The organism is Bacillus sp. 522_BSPC (genome assembly GCF_001076885.1).
GTDB classification, from domain to species: domain Bacteria; phylum Bacillota; class Bacilli; order Bacillales; family Cytobacillaceae; genus Niallia; species Niallia hominis.
Genome location: NZ_JVDT01000238.1, coordinates 1 through 4,784 on the forward strand (window position 1 = coordinate 1; position 4,784 = coordinate 4,784).

The 4,784-nt window shown below is 36.2% G+C and carries 4 protein-coding genes and 1 pseudogene; 3 read left to right on the top strand and 2 right to left on the bottom strand.

Going from position 1 to position 4,784, the window contains the following annotated elements; translation table 11 throughout:
• Window positions 1–294 precede the first annotated feature (294 nt).
• From ADJ83_RS19500 to ADJ83_RS19510, 3 genes are all read left to right on the top strand, one after another.
• On the top strand, window positions 295–1,326 hold the full coding sequence (locus tag ADJ83_RS19500) for a fatty acid desaturase (RefSeq protein WP_031535752.1): 1,032 nt from the start codon (window positions 295–297) through the stop codon (window positions 1,324–1,326).
• 159 nt (window positions 1,327–1,485) lie between these two features.
• Entirely contained in the window at window positions 1,486–2,619 is a 1,134-nt protein-coding gene (locus ADJ83_RS19505) for a sensor histidine kinase (RefSeq protein ID WP_031535753.1), read from the top strand.
• Complete coding sequence (locus ADJ83_RS19510) at window positions 2,616–3,215, top strand: response regulator transcription factor (RefSeq protein WP_031535755.1); 600 nt, start codon at window positions 2,616–2,618, stop codon at window positions 3,213–3,215. The genes ADJ83_RS19505 and ADJ83_RS19510 overlap by 4 nt, the downstream gene beginning before the upstream one ends.
• Window positions 3,216–3,557: 342 nt before the next feature.
• Here the strand turns inward: ADJ83_RS19510 and ADJ83_RS19515 are convergent, their stop codons facing one another.
• Window positions 3,558–4,262 (bottom strand): FAD-dependent oxidoreductase, encoded by a 705-nt coding sequence (locus tag ADJ83_RS19515; protein WP_048718848.1) that lies wholly within the window; start codon window positions 4,260–4,262, stop codon window positions 3,558–3,560.
• Window positions 4,263–4,450: 188 nt separating this feature from the next.
• Window positions 4,451–4,784, bottom strand: a pseudogene (locus ADJ83_RS25745) (SAM-dependent methyltransferase); the annotation flags it as partial.

Consider the following 4,784-nt stretch of genomic DNA (forward strand, 5'->3'; position numbering starts at 1 on the left):
GATACTTACAATTCCATGTTGTATGTGCTAAACTGTTCATGTCCTTCATAAGGGCATACCTCCTTCTTGCGTGAGATAAAGTGGTCGGGAAACCAACTTTATCCTACCATGAAAGGAGGTTTTTTTGTTACCTCGCTATAAGCTCTCCGGAACCCCCGGCATAGCCAGGGGTTTTCGAAACCATCAAAAAAACTATATGACAAATGTCATATAGTGAACATGACATGTATGTCTGCCAATATGTTTGGCTTATATTTATACTATAGATATCCATTAAGAGAAGGGAAGCTAAAAATGAATATAAAAAATTTAAAACAATTGAGAACTGCTGTTGCACCTTTTGAGAAATCCACTGTAAAGATAAGTGTCTGGCAGCTCGTAAATACTATTCTGCCCTTTGTCATACTATGGTTTGCAGCATACAAAAGCTTAAGTATTTCTTATATTTTAACCTTTGTAATCGCGATAGCAGCAGCAGGATTTTTAGTTAGGATTTTTATTATTTTTCATGATTGCTGTCACTTTTCTTTCTTTAAGAACCGTAAAGCAAATAAGATTTTAGGGACTATTACGGGAATCTTAACATTATTCCCTTATAGTAAATGGCAGCATAGCCACTCTATTCATCATGCAACAAGCAGTAACCTGGATAAACGAGGAGTCGGCGATTTATGGATGATGACAATAGAAGAGTATGAAAATGCCTCTTTGTTGCTAAAAATCAAATATCGCTTGTACCGCAATCCGTTCATTATGTTTATATTAGGACCTATTTATGAATTTCTTTTAGCAAATCGATTCAACCGTAAAGGGGCTAGAACGAAGGAAAGACTAAATACGTATATAACGAATATTTCGATTGTGTTGTTAGCTGTGCTTCTTGGAAGTACGCTTGGCTGGTCTTCTTTCTTGCTTGTACAGCTACCAATCTTTCTAATATCCGGTTCAGTTGGAGTTTGGCTGTTTTATGTGCAGCATACTTTTGAAGACACTTACTTTGAGGAAGATAAAAATTGGGACTATGTAAAGGCAGCCGTAGAAGGAAGCTCTTTCTACCATCTTCCAAAATGGATGCAATGGCTGACTGGCAATATTGGCTACCACCATGTGCATCATTTAAGTCCAAGAGTTCCTAATTACAACTTAGAACAGGTCCATAAACAGACAGAGCCTCTACAGAATGTTCCAACCATAACACTAGCAAGCAGTCTTCGCTCTTTAAAATTCCGTCTGTGGGACGAAAAAGACAAAAAGTTTATCAGCTTTTATGAATGGAAAAAGCAGAAGAAACCCCTTTCCATATCTGCAAGATCTGAAATGCCCTAAAAGAAAGTTCATCAGTCGGGTCTGAAGAATAAAACAGAAATATTTCGTTTGCTTTATGAACTATCTGAGCAGCAATTAGAAGGGATTAATACCATTAATTGCTGCTTTGTTTATGTTAAAATGGATAAATAACAGTTAATAAAACGAGGTCAGAATCTGATGATAAAAAGATTAGAAGTGTTAAAAAAAAGCACCGGCATATCTCCTTATATTTGGACATTGCTTACCATTTTGCCATTTTACTTTATATTCCATGCTTCTTCAGCAGTTGATGTGATTTCTGGCATCATCCTGACCATCTTATTTTTTCTTTTTTATAGAATCGCTTATCTTTCAAAAGGCTGGACAATCTATTTATGGCCTTCCTTATTAATTGGGATATCCACCTTTGCCATTTATACATACAGCTATGTATATTTTTCCTTTTTTCTTTCCTATTTTATCGGCAATATAAAAAAACGGATTCCCTTTTTCATCCTTTACTTTATCCACTTGGCAGTTACTACATTTGCCATTTACTTCAAAATTATACTAGGTGATCCTTTGCTGATAAAACAGCTTCCCTTTGTGCTGATTATCTGGTTTGGCGTAATTTTATTGCCCTTGAATATTCAGAACCGTAAAGAGAAAGATCAGCTGCAGGAACAATTGGAAGATGCGAATAAGCGTATTTCTCATTTAGTTAAACTGGAGGAAAGGCAGCGAATTGCCAGAGATCTTCATGATACACTTGGCCAAAAGCTTTCCCTGATTGGTTTAAAAAGTGATTTAGCCAGAAAACTAGTGTATAAGGATCCGGAACAAGCTCGCTTAGAACTGAAAGATATTCAGCATACTTCAAGATCAGCGCTAAACGAAGTCCGAAAAATGGTCTCTGAAATGCGTGGCATAAAATTAAAAGACGAGCTCCTTCTTGTAAAAAAAATAGTAGAAGCAGCTGAGATTAACCTGACGTGCGATATAGCTTCCAATCTAAGAATATCATCCATTGCCGAAAATATTATAAGCATGTGCTTAAAAGAAGCTGTTACAAATGTTGTTCGACATAGCCATGCAACAGCTTGCTCTATAAGCATCCACCAAAATAATAAAGAAACAATTATGGAAATCAAGGATAATGGAACCACTCCTTTTAAGGAAGAAGATGCTCACAATGGTAACGGACTAGCAGGCATGAGAGAAAGATTGGATTTTATCAACGGTACGATAGAGATTACCTCGAAAGCGGGAACGATAGTAACAATAGCCGTTCCGCGGGATGGAAAAATAATAGAAAGGGAGGAGTTATTATGATCCGGATTGTTATTGCCGAAGATCAACGCCTTCTTTTAGGTGCACTGGGATCATTGCTTGATTTAGAAGAGGATATCACGGTTGTTGGCAAAGCAAACAATGGGGAAGAAGCCATTCAGCTAGTCAAAGAAAAAAATCCTGATATTTGTATAATGGATATAGAGATGCCTGCTAAAACTGGATTAGAAGCAGCTGAAGAACTTATGAGCCACCCATGCAAAGTCATTATATTAACTACCTTTGCTAGAACTGGTTATTTTCAGCGTGCATTAAAAGCTGGTGTATCAGCTTATTTGCTCAAGGACAGTCCAAGCGACGATTTAGCAAATAGCATCCGCAGTGTGATGGAGGGAAGAAGAATTTACGCTCCAGAATTAGTCGATGATGTTTACAAAGAAGAAAATCCCCTTACCGAACGGGAAAAAGAGGTTCTTATGCTAGTTGCGAATGGCAAAAATACAAAAGAAATCGCTCAAGAACTATCTATTAAAACAGGAACCGTGCGAAACTATATCAGTATGATATTAGACAAACTTGAAGTAAAAAACCGAATAGAAGCCATCACCAGATTTAAGGAAAAAGGATGGTTTAAATAGAATAGGACTGGGAACTAAGTCGTTTCATTGCGCTACAGACGCACGATGCGCCGGGGAGGAAGCTTAGCCTCCCTCGTCACTACGTTTAGGCCACTGAAAAAGTCTAGTTCCCCAGATTAAATGAGGTTTTATTTATTTGAAAGCAAATAATAAGTTGGTTTGGAGAGGCGTCCGCTCCATTTCACTTCGTTTTCAAACCTTTTTCTAAAAAACACGAATATTTTTGTAAATTAATCGCATAATAGTTCATGTTTATTTCAGTTGAAATGCTGATATCCCAGCCTCTTTTTCGTTCATGTTTTTCGCAATCTTAAATAATGGTAAAGATAGCGAACTCTAAATTTAATTGATTAAAAACTTAGACAGTTCATTTTCACGCTTATCAAGCATAATCTGTTCAGGCGTTATTCCCTGCTCACGTAGTACTTCAATATTCTGTACAATGAAGTCATCACTTCCAACAATATAGAAGTGTCCATCCTTGTCTGCAGCAAGATTTTTCACTTCTTCATAATAGTCCTTACGATTATCGACGAACTGAGCGCTGAAGTTCTTTTCAGGTGCAGATTTAAAAATATCAGTGAATAAGAAAGCTTTTGATGAATCGATGTTCAAGGAATGAATTTGATTGATGTTGTCAGCACGCTTGAGATATTCAAGTACAAGTGATCTGAAAGTAGCCAGACCTACACCTGATGATAACAAGTAGACATTTTTGCTTTCTCTTTTAAGCGGTATATTTGAATGCGTTTTAAATATTGCCACTTCATTGCCAACTTCAAGATTTCTTAAAATCGATTTGAACTCAGAGCACTGCTCTTTAATACGCGTTGTAATACCAATTGCATCTTCATCCGGTAAAGAAGAGATTGACATATGGCGAACAAGGCTGCGGTTTGGTTTGTCTCCGGCATTAAAACCTTTTAGTGCAAAATGAGTATAGGACCCTTCCTCCCATGTAAAGTCTTTTGGACAGTCGAGCAAGTAAGTTTTTACCTCAGGTGTTTCCTCAATAATCTTATTTATTTTCGTCCAGTATATTTGCATTATATATTCTCCTTGCTCCATTATTAGTATTGTATTATCTACTATACAACAAATGATAATTATTCTCAATTAAAAAGATTAATAATTTCAGAAAACTTTATAAAGTAATTTATTTCTCTAGATGCAAAAATCCTTACCTGTATTTAATAAATCTTAACAGGTAAGGATTGGAACAATTAGGAATAATATTAATTCTTCACTGCATGTACATAGTGAACGGTTTCGAATGCTTGTAGATTATCATTTCGATTAGAAAAATACTGATTTTGAATATCTTGTGGTGATAAATGCTCATAAATTAATAATTGTTCATTAGCAAGTAATTTTTCTAATTCTGAAAGGGAGGATGCAAATTTCATTGGTTCTCCAGCAGCTCGAGCCATCTGCACCATATTTTGTACACGATTGAAAATGCCAGGTTCCGTAAATAAACTTTTATCGGCAAAATCAAAATTAATAGAGCTCCCTCTTGGAAGGTCTTTAAAGAAGGCATGCATCAATTCCTGAAGCATCTCTTTTGTT